Annotated in this window: 15 protein-coding genes, 1 pseudogene and 1 riboswitch; of the genes and pseudogenes, 6 read left to right on the top strand and 10 right to left on the bottom strand. The window is 65.0% G+C overall.

What is annotated here, in order from left to right:
• The first annotated feature begins 158 nt into the window (after positions 1-158).
• Both AC1DQR_RS05595 and AC1DQR_RS05590 read left to right on the top strand, forming a co-directional pair.
• Positions 159-1,445: an MATE family efflux transporter gene (locus tag AC1DQR_RS05595; RefSeq protein ID WP_477132668.1), complete on the top strand. Its 1,287-nt coding sequence runs from the start codon at positions 159-161 to the stop codon at positions 1,443-1,445.
• Positions 1,446-1,600: 155 nt separating this feature from the next.
• Positions 1,601-2,446: an aldo/keto reductase gene (locus tag AC1DQR_RS05590; protein ID WP_477132667.1), complete on the top strand. Its 846-nt coding sequence runs from the start codon at positions 1,601-1,603 to the stop codon at positions 2,444-2,446.
• 171 nt (positions 2,447-2,617) lie between these two features.
• On the opposite strand, the gene AC1DQR_RS05585 is transcribed toward AC1DQR_RS05590, so the two are convergent.
• Positions 2,618-3,649 (bottom strand): NAD(P)H-quinone oxidoreductase, encoded by a 1,032-nt coding sequence (locus AC1DQR_RS05585; RefSeq protein ID WP_477132666.1) that lies wholly within the window; start codon positions 3,647-3,649, stop codon positions 2,618-2,620.
• A 151-nt stretch (positions 3,650-3,800) separates the two neighbouring features.
• On the opposite strand from AC1DQR_RS05585, the gene AC1DQR_RS05580 reads away from it, so the two are divergent.
• The 3 genes from AC1DQR_RS05580 to AC1DQR_RS05570 all read left to right on the top strand — a co-directional run bounded on the left by AC1DQR_RS05580 (position 3,801) and on the right by AC1DQR_RS05570 (position 6,053).
• On the top strand, positions 3,801-4,700 hold the full coding sequence (locus AC1DQR_RS05580; protein WP_477132665.1) for a LysR family transcriptional regulator: 900 nt from the start codon (positions 3,801-3,803) through the stop codon (positions 4,698-4,700).
• 49 nt (positions 4,701-4,749) lie between these two features.
• On the top strand, positions 4,750-5,247 hold the full coding sequence (locus AC1DQR_RS05575; protein ID WP_477132664.1) for a VOC family protein: 498 nt from the start codon (positions 4,750-4,752) through the stop codon (positions 5,245-5,247).
• Positions 5,248-5,317: 70 nt separating this feature from the next.
• Positions 5,318-5,401, top strand: a riboswitch (ZMP/ZTP riboswitch).
• A 19-nt stretch (positions 5,402-5,420) separates the two neighbouring features.
• Entirely contained in the window at positions 5,421-6,053 is a 633-nt protein-coding gene (locus AC1DQR_RS05570; RefSeq protein WP_183033541.1) for a LysE family translocator, read from the top strand.
• A gap of 258 nt (positions 6,054-6,311) precedes the next feature.
• On the opposite strand, the gene AC1DQR_RS05565 is transcribed toward AC1DQR_RS05570, so the two are convergent.
• From AC1DQR_RS05565 to AC1DQR_RS05540, 6 genes are all read right to left on the bottom strand, one after another.
• Positions 6,312-8,687, bottom strand: coding sequence for a DNA polymerase II (locus AC1DQR_RS05565; protein ID WP_477132663.1), 2,376 nt, complete (start codon positions 8,685-8,687; stop codon positions 6,312-6,314).
• A gap of 75 nt (positions 8,688-8,762) precedes the next feature.
• Positions 8,763-10,337: a methyl-accepting chemotaxis protein gene (locus AC1DQR_RS05560; RefSeq protein ID WP_477132662.1), complete on the bottom strand. Its 1,575-nt coding sequence runs from the start codon at positions 10,335-10,337 to the stop codon at positions 8,763-8,765.
• Between the two features lie 356 nt (positions 10,338-10,693).
• Positions 10,694-11,548, bottom strand: coding sequence for an SDR family NAD(P)-dependent oxidoreductase (locus tag AC1DQR_RS05555; protein ID WP_416048350.1), 855 nt, complete (start codon positions 11,546-11,548; stop codon positions 10,694-10,696).
• 1 nt (position 11,549) lies between these two features.
• Positions 11,550-12,347, bottom strand: coding sequence for a citryl-CoA lyase (locus AC1DQR_RS05550; RefSeq protein ID WP_477132661.1), 798 nt, complete (start codon positions 12,345-12,347; stop codon positions 11,550-11,552).
• A complete protein-coding gene (locus AC1DQR_RS05545) occupies positions 12,344-13,906 on the bottom strand; it encodes a class I adenylate-forming enzyme family protein (protein ID WP_477132660.1) in 1,563 nt (520 codons plus the stop codon). The genes AC1DQR_RS05550 and AC1DQR_RS05545 overlap by 4 nt, the downstream gene beginning before the upstream one ends.
• A gap of 22 nt (positions 13,907-13,928) precedes the next feature.
• On the bottom strand, positions 13,929-14,924 hold the full coding sequence (locus AC1DQR_RS05540) for a tripartite tricarboxylate transporter substrate binding protein (protein WP_416048347.1): 996 nt from the start codon (positions 14,922-14,924) through the stop codon (positions 13,929-13,931).
• Positions 14,925-15,026: 102 nt separating this feature from the next.
• On the opposite strand from AC1DQR_RS05540, the gene AC1DQR_RS05535 reads away from it, so the two are divergent.
• Positions 15,027-15,884 (top strand): IclR family transcriptional regulator, encoded by an 858-nt coding sequence (locus AC1DQR_RS05535; RefSeq protein WP_477132659.1) that lies wholly within the window; start codon positions 15,027-15,029, stop codon positions 15,882-15,884.
• A 39-nt stretch (positions 15,885-15,923) separates the two neighbouring features.
• On the opposite strand, the gene AC1DQR_RS05530 is transcribed toward AC1DQR_RS05535, so the two are convergent.
• The 3 genes and pseudogenes from AC1DQR_RS05530 to AC1DQR_RS05520 form a co-directional block, all read right to left on the bottom strand.
• Positions 15,924-16,970, bottom strand: coding sequence for a branched-chain amino acid ABC transporter permease (locus AC1DQR_RS05530; protein ID WP_416048345.1), 1,047 nt, complete (start codon positions 16,968-16,970; stop codon positions 15,924-15,926).
• Between the two features lie 17 nt (positions 16,971-16,987).
• Positions 16,988-17,872 carry a branched-chain amino acid ABC transporter permease gene (locus AC1DQR_RS05525; protein ID WP_416048344.1) on the bottom strand — a complete coding sequence of 295 codons (885 nt, stop codon included), beginning with the start codon at positions 17,870-17,872 and terminating at the stop codon, positions 16,988-16,990.
• 10 nt (positions 17,873-17,882) lie between these two features.
• A pseudogene (locus AC1DQR_RS05520) lies at positions 17,883-18,135 on the bottom strand (ABC transporter ATP-binding protein); the annotation flags it as partial.

The raw sequence follows: 18,135 nt of genomic DNA, 5'->3' as shown, positions 1-18,135 counted from the left end.
AATGTCGGTCGACCCCAAACACCCAGCCCTTGCTGCACAACGTGCCAGACGCCGATAGTCCCCTCTCAGCCGCTTCATCCGCTTCAGCCGCGTCACCTGCCAACGGCAGGGCTTCCAGCGCACCGCCGGCCCTCCCCGCTTCGCACTGGCACCTCCGCGTGCTGGCGCTGGCGTTCCCGATCATCCTGGCCAACCTGACCCAGCCGATCCTGGGTGTGGTCGATACCGCCGTTGCCGGCCACCTGCCGGACCCGGCCTACCTGGGCGGCGTAGCCGCCGGGGGCCTGTTCTTCAGCTTTGTGTTCTGGGGCTTCGGGTTCCTGCGCATGGGTACCACCGGGCTCGTCGCGCAAGCGTACGGCGCCCAGGACGGTGCGGCATTGCGCGCCACGCTGGCACGCGCCCTGATGCTGGCCACCGTCATCGGGCTCGGCGTGCTGGCCGTGCAGATGCCCTTGATCCACGGCGCGCTGGGCCTGATCGGCGGCAGCGACACACTCCAGCATCACGCGCGGGTCTACAGCCATGCGCGGATCTGGGCGGCGCCTTTTGCCTTGTGCAATTACGTGGTGCTCGGCTACCTGCTGGGCTGCCAGCGCGTGCGGCTGGGCCTGCTCATCCAGCTCTTCATCAATGCGGTGAACATTGCCGCGGTGCTGCTCTACGTTTATGTGTTCGACTGGGGCATCGCGGGGATCGGCGCCGCCACCGCCACCGCCGATGCGTGCGGCTTCGTGCTGGGCGCCGCGCTGGTCTGGCGGCTGCGCCCGCACGGCTTGCCGCCCCTGCGCTGGGCGGTGGTCGCCGACGCGCACGAACTGAAGCGGCTGGTCGCCCTCAACCGCGACATCTTCATCCGCACGCTCTGCCTGGTGGCCAGCTTCGGCTGGTTCGCCCATGCGGGCGCCCGGCAAGGCGACGTGATCCTGGCGGCCAACGCCCTGCTGCTCAACTTCCAGACCTTCATGGCGTACGCGCTCGATGGCTTCGCGCATGCGGCCGAGGCACTGGTGGGCGCCGCCATCGGCACCCGGGACCGGCACGCCTTCCGCCGCGCGGTCCGGGTCACGATGATCTGGGGCGCGGTGGGCGCGCTGTGCTTCTCCCTGGTGTATGCCAGCGCCGGAGAGTGGATCATCGCCTGCCTGACCGACCAGCGGACAGTCCACGCCGCGGCGGTGCGCTACCTGCCGTGGGCGGTTGCCCTGCCGCTGGTTTCCGTGTGGGGCTTCTTGCTTGATGGCGTGTTTATCGGCGCCACCAGCACGCGCGACCTGATGCACTCGATGGCCTTGTCGTTCGCGGCGTTCATGGTGGCGGCGCTTGCGCTGGCCGGCCCGTTCGGCAACGATGGCTTATGGGCGGCGCTGCTGCTGTTCATGGCCGCGCGTGGCGTCACGCTGGCGCGGGTGTTCCCGCGCATCGAGGCCAGCCGCCTGGCGTGATGTCGAACGTCACCGGACTTCGGTGCCTGGCATCCCGCCTCGGGGTGGCTGCCGGCAGTTTGATCCGTTCAGCGCTGAAGACCGCGCAGCGCGAAAGCGCAACCGGCCGCAGACCAATCACTTCGATTGACGACGCGGACTAGATGGAGGTGGCATTGGAACAGAACGGTGCAGGGCTCGCCGGAACGATTGCCCTGGGCGACATGACTGTCAATCGATTGGGCTTCGGCGCAATGCGTCTATGTGGCGATTCGGCTTGGGGAAGACCAAGGGATCGGGATCACGTCAATCGCGTTCTGCATCGGGCCATCGAGCTTGGTGTGAATTTCATTGACACCGCGGATAGTTACGGCCCGCAGGCAAATGAGTCTTTGATCTCGCAGGCCTTGTATCCCTATCCTTCGGACCTGGTCATTGCCACGAAAGGCGGCTTGGTGCGGCCAGATCGCCGTTCCTGGGTTCGGGATGGCCGCCCCGACCATTTGCGGGCCGCGGTCGAAGGCAGCTTGCAGCGCTTGCGGCTGGAGCGCGTCGATTTGTATCAACTCCATGCGCCTGATCCGAACGTGCCATTTGCCGAGTCGGTCGGAGCCCTGGCTGAGTTGCAGCGCGTAGGAAAGATCCGCCATATCGGCATCTCGAACGTAACGGTCGCGCAGCTCGATCTGGCGCGCAGCATCACGCCCATCGTGTCGGTGCAGAACGCCTACAACCTGCGAGATCAAAGCAGCGAGGACGTGCTCGCCGCGTGCGAGCGTCTTGGCATTGCCTTTCTGCCCTGGAATCCGCTGGGTGGCAAACGCGGCCTGCGGGCGCTCAAGGTGAAGCAGGTCGCCACGCGTCACGGCCTCACGCATGCAGCCCTGTCTATTGCATGGCTGCTCGCGAAGTCGCCTGTCATGCTGCCCATCCCCGGCACTCGATCCATCGATCACCTCGAGGAAAACGTGCGCGCCGCAGCCCTCACGCTGGCGCCAGGAGACTTCGACGATTTGCGATGAACAGGCGCTAGCGCTTGCAAGTGGCGCGATCCACCTCCGTGCGTTCTCGAACCGGCTTTGGCCGATCGCCGAGCAGATCGTGCGACGTCCGTGACCTTTAAAATAACGCTTTTTCCTCACGTCCATCACGAGTCCGGCAAGACGCTTGCCGCTTTCGCGGCAAGCCAGGCTTCAGCCAATGAGATCGGCACCTGTCGTAAGGACGATCTTTCCAAAGTGTGTGCCGGAATCGATCAGTTCGTGAGCGCCGCGAGCGTCGGCAAGCGCAAAGGTCTTGTAGACAACCGGCTTGATCTCGCCGCTCCCGATGTGCGGCCAGACCTGCCGCTCGAGTTCATTGATGATGGCCGCCTTGTCCGCGGATGTGCGCGATCGCAATGTCGAGCCCATATGCGTCAGACGTTTCGTCAGCATCGGCACGATGTTGAGATCCTTCGCCGGCCCCTTGATCACGCCCACCTGGAGGATCCGTCCGTCCATGGCCGCGGCGTCATAGTTTCTAGCCACGTAGTCGCCGGCAATGATGTCGAGGATCACGTCGACACCTCTTCCATCGGTAAACCGCTTCGCCTCGGCGACGAAATCGTCCTCGCGGTAATCTATCGCGAGGTCCGCGCCTAGCGCCAGGCTGGCCTCCCGGTGCGCTTGCGAGCCAACCGTCGTGATGATTTTCGCAGCACCGAATGCCTTCGCCAGCATGGTCGCCGTGGTACCGATACCTGACGCGCCGCCATGGATCAACACCGATTCGCCGGCAACCAGCTTGCCGCGCTGGAACAGGTTCAGCCATACCGTCATCAACGTTTCGGGCATGGCCCCCGCTTCCACCAACGTCAGGCCTTTGGGGATATGCATCGTGTTGCATGCATGCGCGACTGCATATTCTGCGTAGCCACCACCGGGAATCAATGCACACACCAGCTCGCCGATCCGGAATTGGGACACGTCGGAGCCCACGGCAACTACTTGACCTGCCACTTCCAGCCCTGGAATGTCCGAAGCGCCGGGGGGCGGATCATACAGCCCTTTTCGCTGGAAGACGTCTGGACCGTTCACGGCAGCTGCGTGGATGCGGATCAGAACCTGATCGGTGGCCGGGATCGGCACCGCGCGCATCGTCGGCACCAGGACCTCAGGACCGCCTGGCTGTTTGATCTCAATGGCCGTCATGGACGACGGCACGCGATAAGCGGAAGCAGACATGGATATCACTCTTTCTATAGATGAGGCTCGATGGATCCGGGCGGATCATTGAACGAGGAACTCTTGCGTTCAGTCTAGGCCTCGACGCTGATGAATATGTGCAGCATTATTCAATCTGACAGATGCAAATTTGCATCAGGAGGGCGGCACGATGGACTGGGATGACGCGCGAGTGTTTCTCGCGGTGGAGCGCGAAAAAACGCTCCGTGGCGCGGCCAGGACGCTCAACCTTGATCAGGCGACGGTCGGCAGACGGATTGCGGCACTAGAGCACGCCCTACGTGCAACGCTCTTCCTGCGCACCTCTGACGGTTACGCATTGACCGCCGCAGGCGAGGCCGCGCTGAGATCGGCGGAGAAAATGGAACACGCCGCACACGAACTCGTCAGACGAACTCAAGGCACGGATACACGGCTTGCGGGGGACGTAAGAGTCACCAGCACCGACTTGATTGCGCTCGAATTCCTGCTTCCTGCCATAGAACGCCTGCATGCTGCACATCCCGAAGTGCGCGTCCTGCTGGACACGTCGACGCGCATGCTAAATCTGGCAAAGCGTGAAGCGGATATCGCGGTCCGGTCAGTCAGGCCGGAAAATCCCGATCTTGTCGCGCGGCGCCTGGCTCGCTGGCCCATGGCGCTCTTTGCATCGAATGCATATCTCGCGCAGCACGGCAAACCCGCCGCTGGCTCCGCCTTCGCGGGCCACGATCTTGTCGTCTATCAGGCAAACTGGACCGGGAATCGATCGCCGACGCTTGCTGGCGAACCGATACACGCGGGGYGCATCGTATCGACCTTCAATTCCAGCCTCGTGCTGCGTACCGCGGTAAAGGCCGGCCTCGGCATCGGTGAACTTCCTATCCATCTGGCTGAACACGACGGCCTCGTGCAGATATGGCCGGAACCCGCCCGTGGGGCGGTCTACGAAATCTGGCTCGTCACGCATCAAGACCTTCGGCATACCGCGCGCATCACAGCAATGATTGACGGCATCGTCGCCGCGTTCGAATATCACACAGCCCACACAAATCAGTCACGCACGACGTAGCTGCGGCTGCTGCGTGGATGCAGGTGGCCAACTTGTCAGGAGATGCGAAATGACCAGCAAGAACACGATCTGTCTGTGGTACGAAGGTGGCGCCGTTGACGCCGCAAACTTCTATGCGCAGACGTTCCCCGACAGCGCTGTCGGCGCCGTCCACCGCGCACCGGGCGACTATCCTGGCGGCAAACAGGGCGATGTCCTGACGGTTGAGTTCACCGTCGTCGGCATCCCCTGCCTTGGGCTGAACGGCGGCCCGTATTTCAAGCACAACGAGGCATTCTCTTTTCAAATCGCGACGGACGACCAGGCCGAAACCGACCGCTTGTGGAACGCAATCATCGGCAAYGGCGGCCAGGAAAGCGCATGCGGCTGGTGCAAGGACCGCTGGGGCTTGTCATGGCAGATCACCCCGCGCGCCCTCACCGCGGCAATATCCGACCCCGATCCTGCTGTGGCCAGGCGCGCGTTTGACGCGATGATGACCATGAAAAAGATCGACATCGCCGCGATAGAAGCAGCACGGCTGGGCCAAAACCTATCCGCAAGTTGAAGGAGCGTGTCCCCGGCGTTGCCAATGATTCTTCCCGTAGCCTAAAGCATTTTCTCCTGTGCTATGATTTCTGCACTCATGTGACTGGCGCATACAGATAGGGCACTATCGGGGAGCGTGAGGTTGCTAGCCGCCGCGCGCCTGGGCATACCTACTATCCTTGGAGATGGGTTATGCCTGATTTTGCACAGTTGCTCATGTTTGCTCTTGTGGCGTTGGGAATGGTTTTAACGCCGGGGCCGAACATGATTTATCTAATTTCCCGCTCAATTTGCCAAGGTAGACGCGCGGGCCTCATTTCATTGGGCGGCGTTGCTCTGGGCTTTGTGTTCTACATGCTCTGTGCGGCATTCGGAATTACGGCTTTCGTATTTGCGGTACCTTACGCATACGACACGCTTCGCCTTGGCGGCGCTTTGTACCTTCTATATCTTGCCTGGCAAGCAGTCAAACCGGGCGGACGGTCCGCGTTTGCCGTTCGCGACCTGCCTGTCGATACCCCAAGAAAGCTCTTCAGCATGGGGTTTATCACCAACCTGGCGAATCCAAAAATCGCCGTCATGTATCTGTCTCTGCTTCCCCAATTTATTACGGAAGGACATGGCAGTGTTCTTACCCAATCGCTGGCGCTCGGCAGCGTTCAGATTTCGATCAGCCTCGCTGTGAATGCACTAATCATCGTGACGGCCGGATCGATATCTACCTTCCTGTCAGGACGCCCGCAGTGGCTATTGGTGCAGCGCTGGCTGATGGGAAGCGTTCTGACAGGCCTGGCGGTGCGGATGGCATACGAATCCAAGAAATAGCAACACCCTGCCAATACGCCGGCGCAACAGCCGGCGGCCGGCAGCCAACGTCCGTGGCTTACGTCAAAACAGGACGCGCAAAGGGTAAGGTTGTCATCAAGATCCGATAGAAGGCGCATGCCCGATCGTTTCCTCGCAGGGATAGCGGCGCCTGCTCAGTCGTCTATGCCGCCTATGTCGTCGACGCCAATTCTTGCACCCGTTGAAGCTCGAGGACCTTGACTCGGTGCTGGATAAACCCCGACGCCTGAGGCCCCGTCAAAACAACGCCTTCTGACCCGTCACCAGCGTCTCGAACGCATCGCCCAGGAAGGGCAGGATGGCGTCGGCCACCGGCTGCAGCTGGCGCGTGAGATAGTGGTCGTAGTCGATGGGCGAGCGCCGGGTTTCCAGCGGCTCGGGGCCGGCCACCGTCATCACATAGCTGATCCAGCCGCCGTTCTGGTATTGCAGCGGACGGCCTTCCTTGCGGTTGAACTCGTCCGCGATGCGTGCCGCGCGCACGTGCGGCGGCACGTTGCGCTGATAGTCTTCGAGCGTGCGGCGCAAGCGCTTGCGGTAGACCAGTTGCGCGTCGAACTCGCCGCTCATGGTGCGGCGGACGTAGTCCTGCACGTATTCCCGGTACGGCTGCTTCTTGAACACGCGTTGATAAAGCGCTTGCTGGAACTGCTGGGCCAGCGGCGTCCAGTCGGTGCGTACCGTTTCCAGGCCCTTGTAGACCATCTCCTCACTGCCGTCCGCCTTGGCGACCAGCCCTGCGTAGCGCTTCTTGCTGCCCTGCTCGGCGCCGCGCACGGTGGGCATCAGGAAGCGGCGGTAGTGGGTCTCGTACTGCAACTCCAGCGCGCTCTCCAGGCCGTACTGTTGTTGCAGATGCTGCTGCCACCACTGGTTCACCTGCTGGACAAGCATGCGGCCAATCCTGTCGGCGTCTTCCTCGGCATGCGGCTGCTTCAGCCAGACAAAGGTCGAATCGGTATCGCCATAGATCACCTGGTAGCCCTGCGCCTCGATCAGCTCGCGCGTGCGGTGCATGATCTCGTGCCCGCGCATGGTGATCGACGACGCCAGGCGTGGGTCGAAAAAGCGGCAGACGCCGGACCCTAGCACCCCGTAGAACGCATTCATGATGATCTTCAGGGCCTGCGACAAGGGCTTGTTGCCTTCGCGCTTGGCCGCTTCCCGGCCTTGCCAGATCTGCTTGACGATGGCCGGCAGGCAATGCCGGGTGCGCGAGAAGCGCGCGCCGCGAAATCCCGGCACCGAGCTTTCGTCGGACGGATCCTGCAGCCCCTCCACCAGCCCGAGCGGATCGATCAGGAAGGTGCGGATGATGGACGGGTACAGGCTCTTGTAGTCCAGCACCAGCACCGAATCGTACAGCCCGGGCTGCGAATCCATGACAAAGCCGCCGGGGCTGGCACCCTCCGGCACCTCGCCCAGGTTCGGGGCGACATAGCCCTGGCGATGCATCAGCGGCATGTACAGGTGCGTGAAGGCGGCCACGCTGCCGCCGCTGCGGTCCGCGGGCAAGCCGGTGACGGCGGCCCGCTCCAGCAAGAAGGTCAGCAACTCGGTCTTGGCAAAGATCCGGGTCACCAGCTCGCAGTCCTTGAGGTTGTAGCGGGCCAGCGCGGGCTTGTCTTCGGCAAAGCGGCGGTCGATTTCCGCCATCCGCTGATACGGGTTGTCGATGGACTTGCCCTCGCCTAGCAGCGTCTGCGCCACGTTCTCCAGGCTGAAGGACGGGAAGTTCCAGGTAGCGGACCGCAGCGCTTCGATACCATCGATGATCAGGCGGCCGGCGGCGGAGGCAAAGAAATGGTTCTCCTTGAAGCCGTGCTCGCGCCACTCCAGCACATTGCCGCCCCGGCCAAACAGCAGCGGGACCTGATAGCGATCCGCATGCTTCTGCAGCACGCGCAGGTCGAACTGCACCACGTTCCAGCCGATGATGGCATCGGGATCATGCTGGGCTAGCCATTGGTTCAGCTTTTGCAGCATCAGCGGATGGCTGGCGCAGTACTCCAGGTCAAAGTCGACCGCGCTGTCGTCGCCGTTGGGCGGGCCGAGCATATACACCTGGCGCTGGCCGCAGCCTTCCAGCGCGATCGAGTACAGGTCGCCGTGGGCAGTGGTCTCGATGTCCAGCGACACCAGCTTCAGCGTTGGCCGATAGGCTGGCCCTGGCTTCATCTGGCTGTTGAGCAGGGTGCCCCCGCCGTGGGCCGCGTTGGCCTCGCCGGCAAACCAGACGGGCGCGGTGATGAAGCGCTCCATCAGGTAGCGCTCCGGGGGGCGGATGTCGGCCTCGTAGACGCTGACGCCGGCTTCCTTCAGCAGTTTTTCCAGCTTGGTGAGCTGGCGGTAGTGCTGGCAGTACAGGCCCAGCACCGGGCGGCGATGGAAATCCGCGAGCGGGAGTTCGCGCAACGCCACATTGCGCTCGCTGCGCAAGATCGCCTCGGCGGTCTCGCGCTGCTCAGCCGGGATAAATGCCACCGAGGGCTGATGCGCCAGGCGGATATGCCGGGGGCCACTGTCAGTCGCCAGCCAGAACTCGACTTCTGTCCCGGCGGCCGTATCCCGCCAGTGCCGAGTCAGAAGAAAACCCTGTTGTCGTTGTGCCACCTGCCGCCTTTGAAAACCCACCCTGGCCGGCTATTTTACTGGTCCTTGGCCAGCCAGGCCCCGCTCAGGCCCCATTCAAGCCCCGGTCAGGCCGGATGGCGCACCATGCCCTCCACGCTCCGGATGGAGCTTGAACACGGCCACCGCCTGCACCAGTTGCCGTGCCCGCGCATGCAGGCTTTCCGCCGCCGCCGAGCTTTCCTCCACCAGCGCGGCGTTCTGCTGGGTGGCCTGGTCCATCTGGCTCATGGCGGTTTCGATCTGCGCCACGCCCGCGCTCTGCTCCGTGCTGGCTGCGCTGATCTCGCCCATGATGTCGGTCACGCGCTTGATCGCCGCGACAATCTCCGTCATGGTGGCGCCGGCATGATCCACCATGGCCGTGCCCTGCTCCACGCGCTCCACGCTGGCGGTGATCAGCGTCTTGATCTCCTTGGCCGCCTCGGCGCTGCGCTGCGCGAGGTTTCGCACCTCACCCGCCACCACGGCAAAGCCACGCCCCTGCTCACCGGCGCGCGCGGCCTCCACGGCGGCGTTCAGCGCCAGGATGTTGGTCTGGAACGCGATGCTGTCGATCACGCCGATGATGTCGGCGATCTTGCGCGAGCTGTCGTTGATGTCCTTCATGGTGCCCACCACCTGCCCGACCACGTCGCCGCCTTTACGCGCCACCGTGGTGGCGCCAATGGCGAACTGATTGGCCTGCAGCGCGTTGTCGGCGTTCTGCCTGACCGTGGAGCTGAGCTCCTCCATCGAGGCCGCGGTCTGCTCAAGCGCGCTGGCCTGCTCCTCGGTACGGCCGGACAGGTCGCGGTTGCCATCGGCAATCTGCTGGCTTGCGCTGGCAACGCCCTCGGCGTTCTCGCGCACGTTGGCGATCACGCGCACCAGGTTAGCCTGCATGTCCTTCAGCGCGCGCATCAGCCTGGCGGTTTCATTGTTGCCGCTGGCATCGAACTGCAGACTCAGGTCGCCCGCGGCCACGGCCGCCGATACCCGCACGGCCTGATTGATTGGCCGGGTGATGGCGCGGATGATCCATGTGGCCATGCAAACGGCGACCAGCAGCGCGACGGCACCCGAAGCCCAGATCGTGGCCTTCATGCGCTCGACGGCGTCGATGGCCTCGCTGGTGGACGTTTCCATGCGTTTGTCCTGATGCTGGATCAGGCCTTCCACGGCGGCGAAATAGGCCAGTTGGGCCGGACGCAACTCGCCCAGCAGCATGTTCCTGGCCTCGTCGGCATTGCCTGCCGCCACCAGCCCAAAGAACTTGTCCTGCAGGGCACCGTACGCACCGCGCGCCTCTTTCACCTTGGCCAGCTCGGCCCGACCCTTGTCAGAGCTGATCTTGGTCTCTAGCCGGGCCCATTGGGCGGCAATGGTCTTTTGCGTGGCGGCTGTCTCTCCACGTTCCTTCTCGATATCCGCCGCCACCGTCATGATCACCATATTGCGCAGCGAGCGCGCGACCTGGTTCAGGTTTCCCTTGATCTCATTAAGTTCGGCGATTTTCCTGTAGTGATCGCTCAAGACGATGTGCAATGCATCTTCTACCATATGAATCTTGATGATCGATGTGCCGCCCATGAAGGCGATCAACAGAACCAGAATGCCGAATCCGGCAGTAAGGCGGGTCGATATTTTCATGTCACTGAAACGCATGTTTGTCCGTCGTCCTGGAAAAAGAAAGGAGGAATGCAAGAGGTCATCGGCCAGAGCCATCCCGGATAGGCAAGCGAGAGACCGGCAGGCGGGTGCGTGGCAATACCGCCTGCGCGGATGCCTGATCTTCGCTTGTCGTGGCAACCGATCGAGCGTCGGCTTCGGGAGGAAGACATCGGCTCGTGCCGGCAAGGGATGCCGGCATTCTCCATGCCGATGAATACATATCGGCAAGGTTGAGTGGCTCTTTAGACCCTCGCGCAATGGCGTTGCGCGAATAATGGCTAGCCGGCCATCCTTTCTTTTAAGCAACTACTGCACATGGGGCGACGGATTGCGTGTCACACGAATTTCCCGGTGATGCCGCCATCCACCACGAGCTCCGTGCCGGTGACATAGGCCGCCGCATCGGAGGCGAGGAAGGCGCAGGCGTGGGCCACGTCCCATGCGCTGCCCATGCAGCCCATCGGCACTTGCGCGGCGCGCGCACGGCGCGCCTCGTCCAGGCTGGTGCCGGAGAACATCTTCGCCACCGTGGTAGCGATGCGCGGCGTGTCGATCAGCCCCGGCACCACGGTGTTGGCACGCACGCCATGTGGCGCATATTGTTGCGCCAGCATGCGCGTGAACTGGGTCACGGCGGCCTTGGTCACGCTGTAGGCCAGATGCGGATAGCCCACGTAGCGCATGCCGGCCACCGACGAGATGGCGATGATGGCGCCGCGCCCGCGCGCCACCATGTCGGGCAGCACCTGCTGGCTGGCCAGCAGCAGGCTGCGCACGTTGACGGCGTGGATGCGGTCCAGGTCGTCCGCGGTGGTTTCCAGCGGGCCACCGGTCTTGCCAATGCCCACGTTGTGATGCAGCACGTCCACCATGCCGAAGCGCTCGCGCGCCGCGGCAAAGAGCCGCACCACTTCGGCCTCCACGGACACATCGCCCGTGAAGGTCTCGGCGATGCCGCCTTCGGCCCGGATCAGCGCCGTGGTTTCCTCGGCCGAGGCCGCGTCGCGGTCCACCACGCAGACCTGCGCGCCCAGGCGCGCGTAGGTCACGCTGGCAGCGCGGCCGATGCTCCAGCCCGGCCCCGCGGAGCCCGCGCCGGCGACAAAAACCGTGCGCCCCGAAAGATCGAGCGGCAACGCGGGCGGGCGTGCCGCCGCCGCGCTGTCGCCTGCGTTCGATAGATTCGTCATGTCACGCGCCCTCCCCCGGCTGGTGCCCGCCTTCGCCCACGTAAGGAATCGCGTGCTCGATGGTGTCCCAGATAAAGCGGCCCGAGGGGCTTTGCTGCTCCTCCACGATATGCGCCACCAGCCCGGCCGCGCGCGAGATCACGGCAAAGCCGCGCATCACGGCCGTGGGTACGCCCAGCTCACCCAGCAAGGCGGCCACGGCGCCGGTGGCGTTGATGGTGATGGGCCGGCCGGCCACGACATCCACCGCGCTGGACAGGCGCTCCAGCGCGCGGATCTTGTCCCCGGCCAGGTCGGGCTCGGCGCGGCCCATTTCCAGCAGCTTGTAGGCGCGCGGGTCCACCGGCTTGTGCAGGTGGTGGCCAAAGCCGGGCACATGGCTCTTGATGGACTTGTAGTGGCGCGCGATCTCCATGGCCTCGGCATCGGGATCGGCGGCCGCGCCGATGCGGTCGAGCAGCTGCGCGCAGTTCTCCATGGTGCCCACGAAGGAGCTGCCCACGGCCAGCAGGCCGGCGGATACGGCGCCCTGCAGGTTCTCGGGCGCGCTCATGTAGATCAGCCGCGTGGCGATGGCGCTGGGCGTGAGGCCGTGCTCCATCAGCACGATCAGCACCACGTCGGTGATGCGCAGGTCCACCGGGCGCGGCGCGCGGCCCAGGATCTGCATGAGCATGACCTCGGTGAAGGTCTTCTTGCCCATCAGGTCCTCGACCAGGTCCGCGTCGCGGTAATGCAGGCTGGTGAGGGTGTGGGTGCAAAGGCGGGTGACGGGCTTGGAGGAAGCGGAGGAAGTCATGATGGGTTCGCTGTGGATTCGTTGGCAGGGGTCGGGGCCGATGGGACCGAAGGGGCTTCGGGGGCGATGGCGCGTTCGCGCACGGCGGTCTTGAGCACCTTGCCCACCGCGGAGCGCGGCAGGCTGGCATGGAAGTGGACACGCTTGGGCGTTTGCACGGGGCCCAGGCGCTCGCGCACAAAGGCAATCAGCTCGCCTTCGGTCGCATGCTGGCCGGGGCGCAGTTGCACGGCGGCCTGCACCGCCTCGCCCCATTTTTCGTCGGGCACGCCGAACACCGTGCATTCGTGCACCGCCGGGTGCTGGCCCAGCGCGTTCTCCACATCCACCGGATAGACGTTGAAGCCGCCGGTGATGACCATGTCCTTGAGCCGGTCCTTGAGGTACAGGTAGCCGCGTTCATCGATCAGGCCGCGGTCGCCCGTGTGCAGCCAGCCGTCCACCAGCGTCTCGGCGGATTTCTCCGGCAGGCGCCAGTAGCCGCTCATCACCAGGTCGCCGCGCGCCACCACCTCGCCGACCTCGCCCGGGGGCAGCAGGCGGCCGTCCGGGGCCATGATGGCCACGTCGCTGAACCAGGTGGGCAGGCCCACGGCGGCCCAGTTGCGCTCGTCCTCGAGATCCGCGGGACGCATCACGGTCAGGCTCTGCGGCGCCTCGGTCTGCCCGTAGGTGGTGCCCAGCACGGGGCCGAAAAAAGCGCGCACCTCGCGGATCTTCTCGGGCGGCATCGGCGCGCCGCCGTAGATCAGGCGGCGCAGGCAGGGGAAGTCCGCGCGCGAGGCGCCGGGCAGCGCCATCAGCATGTAGACCAGCGTTGGCGGCATGAAGCACACTGTGCCGCCGCGCTCGCGAAACGCCGTGCGCACCGCCTCGGCGCCGGCCTCGGCCAGCACCACGTGGCAGCCGCCCTGCGCCAGGATGGGCAACAGGTAGGTCGATGTGCCATGCGTGATCGGCGCGGCCACGATGTAGCGCTCGTGCTCATCAAAGCCCCAGGCCTGGATCTGGTTGGAGACGTTGGTCATCCAGGCGCGGTACGGCTGCATCACGCCCTTGGGCAAGCCGGTGGTGCCGCCGGTGAACTTGATCGCCTGCGTGGCATCCTCCGGCAGCGCAAAAGCCGGGCGCAATGCGCCGGCATGCTGCGCGATCAACGCGGCCACCGAGCTCTCCCCGGGCGGCGGCAAGCCACTATAGATGCGCGCGCCGGCCGCGCCCTCCAGCAGGCCGGCGCAGGCCGTATCGAGCACCAGGATGGAGGGCTCGGTGGCGTCGATGATGCGGCGGATCTCCGGCCGGGTGCTCTTGGGGTTCAGCGGCACCCAGACCTTGCCGCAGGCCAGCACCGCCAAGAGCGCGACGATGTGCTCGGCGCTGTTCTTCGCGCAAATGCCCACGCGGCTCTGCAGGGTGTTGTCGAGCGCATTGAGCGCCGTGGCCAGGGCGGCCACCTGGGCGGCCAGCGCGTCGTAGCGGATCGCGCCTTCGGGGGCGTCGATCGCAATGTTGCCGGGCCAGCGCGCCGCGGCGCGCCAGAAGAAATCGATCGGGTACATGGTAGGCAACGCTCCTTGTTTCTTATTCGGCCTTGGCGCCGGACTGTTTCACCACGTCGTGCCAGCGCTTGGTTTCCGCCGCGATCAGGCGGCGCAATGGCTCTGGCGAGCCGGGCTCGGGGGTGGCCGCCAGATCCTGCAAGCGCTGGCGCACGTCGGGCGCGGCCAGCACCTTGTTGAGGGCCGAGTTCAGGCGCTCGATCACCGGCCGCGGCGTGCCGGCGGGCGCGGCCAGGCTGAACCACGATTGCACGTCAAAGCCGGGAAAGCCCGACTCGGCAACGGTCGGCACCTCGGGCAGCAGCGGCGAGCGCTGGGCGCTGGTGATGGCAATGGCGCGCAGCCGCCCCGCCTTCACGTGCGGCAGCGCCGAAGGCGTGTTGTCGAACATCGATTGGACCTGCCCGCCCAGCAGGTCGGTCACCGCAGGCGCGCTGCCCCGATACGGGATGTGCAGCATGTTCAGCCGGGCCTGCATCTTGAACATCTCGCCCGACAGGTGGATGGACGAGCCGCTGCCCGACGAGGCAAAGGTGATGCCGTCCTGCGACGCCTTGGCAAAGCGGATGTAGTCGGCCAGGGTTTTCACCGGCAGCTTGGGGTTCACCACCAGGATGTTGGGAATCCTGGCGATCAGCCCGATGGGCTCGAAGTCCTTTTGCGGGTCGTAGCCAAGCTTGTCGTACAGCGACGCGTTGATGGTGTTGGCGATGGTGTAGACGTAGAGCGTGTAGCCATCGGGCACGGACTTGGCCACCACTTCGGCGCCCACGTTACTGTTGGCGCCCGCACGGTTGTCCACCACCATCGGCTGGCCCAGCTGCTCGCCCAGCTTGAGCGCGATGATGCGCGCGATCACGTCCGTGGCGCCGCCGGCGGCGTAGCCGACCACGAGCTTGATGGGCTTGGTGGGCCAGGCGGCAGGCTGGGCATGAAGCGGCAGCGCGAGGCCGCCCGCCAGGCCAAGGGCCGCCGCGAACGCCAGCAGGCGCCGGCGCGGTGCATGATGCAAGGTCATGGTTTGTCTCCTGTTTTGGCAGTGCAATGCCGTCGCTGGCCCCCTTCTGGCCGCGCTGCGGCATACTGCGGGTGGTTTCCATCGACCGAGAAATTCTTCCTCATGCCTGCCCGCTCCGCCAATCAAAACGTCCGCCTGCCGGACGTTTCCGCCAAAGGCAAGGCAACCCTCAGCCCCCTTGCCGACGCTGCCGATGCTGCGCAGCCCACCGAAGACGGCGGCAGCCGCACGCTGCGGCGCGGCTTGCAATTGCTGGATGCGGTGCTGGCCAGCGGCCGCGAAGGCCTGCGCGTGGTCGACCTGTGCCGCATCGCGGCGCTGGAGCGCGCCACGGTCTACCGGCTGCTGGCTACCTTGATGGAAAGCGGCTATGTGGCGCAGCGCGGGCGCTTTCGCTACGTGGCGGGGCCGCGCCTGTCGGCGCTTGCGCAGCCGCACGCCACCGATGGCCTGGCGGCGCGGCTACAGCCAGTGCTGGCGCGCGTGAGTGCCGCTTGCGGGGATGCCGCGTTCGCCGTCGTGCGCGAAGGCGCGATCTCGCACTGCATCGCGCGCCATGTCGGGACGCATCCGGTGCAGATCCTCGTGATCCAGGTCGGTACGCGCCAGCCGCTGGGCGTCGGCGCCGCCGGGCTGGCCCTGCTGGCGGCGCTGCCGCAAGATGACGTGGCGCAATGCATCGCCGCCAATGCCGCGGCGCTGGGCCACTATGGCGGCATGACACCCGAGCGCATGACCATCCTGGTGCGCGCCACGCGCGAGCGCGGCTGGTCCGTGATCGGCAATCACGCCACCAGCGGCGTGCTGGCCGTGGGCATGGCGGTGCACAGCACGGACAGCGAACCGGTGGCGGGCATCAGCGTGGCCTCCACGCTGGCCCGCATGCCACGCGAGCGGCAGCAACTGATTGCGCGGGCCATGCGGGAATCGCTGGCGGCGTTGCTGCCCAAGGGACTCTGAAGGGCTGTGAGGAGCTGTAAGCGAGGGGGTGGCGCGTTGCTAGTCGGGCTTCAGGCTAGGGGCTGGGCGGGGCACGGGCAGCCTTCGGCTGAACGCCTGGCTACCCATCAGCAGTTCAAGCTGCCCTACAAGGCCCCGGCGGAACAGCAGGACACAGGCGATAAAGATGACGCCCGTCACCATGGTTACCGACTCGCCCAGTGGGTCGAACCACGCAATGCCCGTGACGGACGCCAGGAAATTGCCGACTGCGCCCAGCCTGGTCTCCAGCGCCACCACCACGAAGGCGCCGGCCAGCGGGCCGGATAGCGTGCCCAACCCACCCACCAGCGTCATCAGGATCACCGCGCCGGACATCGACCAGTGCACGTCGGTGAGCGTGGCAAAGCCCAGCACCAGCGCCTTGATCGACCCGGCCAGCCCCGACAGCGCGGCGGACAGCACGAACGCCATGAGTTTGTAGCGGTCGGTGTCGTAGCCTAGCGAGATGGTGCGCGGCTCGTTCTCCTTGATTGCCTTCAAGATCTGGCCAAACGGGGAATGCACCGTGCGCACGATCAGCGCGAACGCGGCCACGATGACCACCAGCGCCACGTAGTACAGTGTCAGGTCGTCGGCCAGCGGCAGCATGCCGAACAGCTTGCCGCGCGGAATCGCCTGCAGGCCATCCTCGCCGCCCGTGGCAGGCGCCTGCAGGCAGACAAAAAACAGCATCTGCGCCAGCGCCAGCGTGATCATCGAGAAATAGATGCCCTGGCGCCGGATCGCCAGCGATCCCACCACATAGCCGGTCAGGCCGCCGGCCAGCGTCCCCAGCACCATGCCCGCTTCCGGCGTGACGCCCCACACTTTCATGGCATGGCCCGCTGCATAGCCAGCGCCGCCGAAGAAGGCCGCATGACCGAACGACAGCAGCCCGGTATAGCCGACCAGCAGGTTGAAGGCGCACGCAAACAGCGCAAAGCACAGCACCTTGAGCACGAACACCGGATACGCCCCGGCCATCGGGGCCAGCACCAGCGCTGCCAGCAGCAATCCGTACCACGCATTCCTGGCTGACCGGCCCATCGTTCCCATCGTTCCCATCACTCCCATCGTTCCCATCATTGACTCCTTCCAAACAGCCCCGACGGGCGCAACATCAACACGATTGCCATGATGAGGAACACCACCGTGGCCGAGGCCTCTGGGTAGAACATCTTGGTCAGGCCCTCGATCACGCCCAGGCCGAGGCCGGTCAGGATCGCGCCCATGATCGATCCCATCCCGCCGATCACCACCACCGCGAACACGATGATGATCAGGTTCTGCCCCATCAGCGGCGAGACCTGGATCACCGGCGCCGCCAGCACGCCGGCAAACGCCGCCAGCGCCACGCCAAAGCCATACGTCAGCGTCACCATCAGCGGCACGTTGACGCCGAATGCCTCGACCATCTTGGGGTTCTCAGTGCCGGCGCGCAGGTAGGCGCCCAGCTTGGTCTTCTCGATCAGGTACCAGGTCGAGAAGCACACCGTCAGCGACGCCACCACCACCCAGGCGCGGTAGTTCGGCAACAGCATGAAGCCCAGGTTGGTAGCGCCGCCCAGCGCCTCGGGCGCCGGGTACGGCAGCCCCGACACGCCGTACACCGAGCGCAAGATGCCCTCGATCACCAGCGTGATGCCCAGCGTCAGCAGCAGGCCGTAGATAGGGTCGAGCTTGTAGATCCAGCGCAACAGGGTGCGCTCGATCACGATGCCGATCAGGGCCACCGCCAGCGGCGACAGCACCAGCATCGCCCAGTAGCCGAGCCCGAGATAGCTCATGCCTATCCAGGCCAGCACCGCGCCAAGCATGAACAGCGCCCCGTGGGCGAAGTTGATGACGTTGAGCAGCCCGAAGATGACCGCAAGGCCAAGGCTCAGCATCGCGTAGAAAGCACCGTTGACCAGCCCCAGCAGCAGTTGGGACAGCAAGGCGGAAAGGGGAAAATTCAGTATCGTCATAGAGCGGTCCTCATACCCCCAGCAACGCGTTCAGCACCGGCATCCTGGCCTGCAACTCCGCAGCCGCGAAGCGCTCGACGATCGTGCCGTGTTCCATCACATAAAAGCGGTCGGCCAGCGGCGCGGCAAAGCGGAAGTTCTGCTCCACCATCACCACCGTGTAGCCCTTTTTCTTGAGCATCAGGATCATGCGCGCCAGCGCTTGCACGATCACGGGCGCAAGGCCCTCCGAGATCTCGTCGAGCAGCAGCAGGTTGCAGGTT

This window comes from Cupriavidus sp. 05L411 (genome assembly GCF_056398045.1).
Note: the sequence above shows the minus strand (reverse complement) of the source record. Positions and strands in the feature narration are given on the sequence as shown.